Genomic DNA, 2,186 nt, shown 5'->3' with positions numbered 1-2,186 from the left:
CCTGAGCCGAGGCCATCTCGACTGTAGTGCCCGCATAGAAGACTGCCACTCGATCTGCCACCGACAACGCCGCCTGAATATCGTGTGTAATCAACATAACGCCTCGGCCCTCCTGGGCCAGCTCCCGCAGATGGGCAAGGGTCTCAGCCACCACCTCCGCGTCCAAGCCTGGCGTGGGCTCGTCGGCTATCACCAGCTTGGCTCTGCTAACTGCCGCCGTCGATACCAGCACCCGCCGTGCCATGCCTCCGGAGAGCTGGAAAGGGTAGAGGCCCTCTGTTCCCGGCGGCAAGCTATAGCGGGCAAAGATGCGGCTCACTGCTCTACGGGCCTCGCCTTGGGAGGCACCGCTGAGCCGAGCTACCCGCTGTACCTGGGATCCTACTTGCATGAGGGGATCCAGGTAGTCCACAGACTGGGGGATGAGAGCAATGGCCTTGCCGCGCAGTTGCCTACACCGCTCAGGGGTCAAGGGCTGCCCCTGAAATAGGAGAGTACCGCGCAGGGTAGCGTTCTCTGGCAAAAGACCCAAGAGGGCATGGGCCAGCAAACTTTTGCCCGATCCGCTGGCCCCCACCACTGCCACCACCTCCCCTGCCTTAACCTCCAGATCCAGATCTGTAATCACCTGAAGGTAGCGGCGGCGCAGCCCCCGCTCGTATCGGCTGAACCTAATGTTTAGGCCGGAGACCACCAACATTTCCCTACTCCTGAGCCGTACGCGGATTGAGAAGGGCCTGCAGGTTTTCTCCCAGCCAGTCAAAAGCCTTGACCGACAGCAGCAGCAGCAGTCCAGGCATAACCCCCAGCCACCAGTAGCCGGTGGAGAGGTGGCGCATGGATTCGGCCAGAATAATGCCGATGGCCGGTAGGTGCGGCGAAATACCTACCCCAATGAATGAGAGGGCTGCTTCGTGCAAAATGGCGTGGGGAAACAGCAGAATAAGTCCCACTAGGAGCTGGGGCAAAATGTGAGGCATCATATGGTAGCGGGCAACCCAGAGGGAAGAGCGGCCCAGTCGGTAAGAACTCTGGACATAGTCAGAACTGCTGACCTGTAACACCTCGGCCCGCACCAGGCGCGCTAGGCTGGGCCAGTGGGTGAGGGCAACGGCAACAATGACTCCCCGAACTCCGCCGCCGACAGCAAAAGCTATAAGGATCTGCACCACCAGGTGAGGCAGGCTGAAACATAGGTCAATCATCCAGCAGATCGAGGCATCCACCCAGCCTCCCACCGTGCCACCCACCAAACCCAAAACAGCGGCGATCACCACGCTGACGGCGGCAGCCAGCATGCCTACCCACAGACTAAGGGACATCCCGTGCAAGGATCGGGCCAGCATATCCCGCCCCAGCCAGTCGGTGCCGAAGGGATGGGCCAGGGAAGGAGGCTGATTCCGCTGAGTTAGGTTCGGGCTCAGTCCGGTATCGCCGATAAGCCCAGCGCTGCAGAGGATAGACACCAAAAAAAAAGCACACAGTCCAATTGCCCACAGAGTCTGCCGCCTGCGCTCTCCTTTGACAGAGGACTCTGAGAATTTCATCCCCCCATCGGCATCAGCAGCAGCAACACGAGGCGATGCAAAAGGGATCATCCTATCCTCCCGCCAAGGCGAATGCGTGGATCGACAATCTGGTAGGACAGGTCAGCTAGGGTATTGCCGGCATAGACAAACAAGGCGCTGAAAAACACAATGCCCACCAACAGAGGCACATCACCGCGCAAAGCTGCCTGTACCGTTGCTTGTCCCAGTCCTGGATAAGCAAACACCTGTTCCACTAACACTGAGCCACCAAACAGTTCCCCAAAGGAGGCAAATTGCAGCGTCAGCGCAGGCAGCAAGATATTCCGCAAGCCGTGGTACCACAGGATCCCAGCCAGGCTTTCCCCCTGGGCACGAGCAAACAGCACATAGTTGCTGTGCAACACGTCAATGAGCTTCTGACGAGTGTGCAAGGTGATGTTGGCAACGCCGATGACAGTTAGGGTGAAAGCAGGCAAGAGCAAGTGGTGTAAGCGCTGCCAAAAAGTCACCTCCTCCGCCAACGCGCCAGGTGGCGCGGCGCAACAGATAGGTGTTAGACCCAGCTCTACCGAAAACGCGATCAAGAGTAGCAGCGCCACCCAGAAAGGGGGAGAAGAGGCGAGGGTGTAGGCGTAAAGACGAATACCGCGGTCAACC

At 59.1% G+C, this 2,186-nt stretch carries 3 protein-coding genes; all 3 read right to left on the bottom strand.

The annotated features are described in order from the left end of the window. On the bottom strand, positions 1 to 700 hold a 700-nt coding region (locus NW837_RS13730; RefSeq protein WP_414332168.1), incomplete at its 3' end, for an ATP-binding cassette domain-containing protein. 4 nt (positions 701 to 704) lie between these two features. Next, a complete protein-coding gene (locus NW837_RS13725) occupies positions 705 to 1,598 on the bottom strand; it encodes an ABC transporter permease (RefSeq protein ID WP_011429071.1) in 894 nt (297 codons plus the stop codon). After that, positions 1,595 to 2,186 (bottom strand): ABC transporter permease (locus NW837_RS13720; RefSeq protein WP_414332167.1); only part of this gene is annotated, 592 nt, incomplete at its 5' end. The genes NW837_RS13720 and NW837_RS13725, both read right to left, overlap by 4 nt.

Source organism: Synechococcus sp. R6-10 (assembly GCF_047461815.1).
In the GTDB taxonomy this organism is placed as follows: domain Bacteria; phylum Cyanobacteriota; class Cyanobacteriia; order Thermostichales; family Thermostichaceae; genus Thermostichus.
Note: the sequence above shows the minus strand (reverse complement) of the source record. Positions and strands in the feature narration are given on the sequence as shown.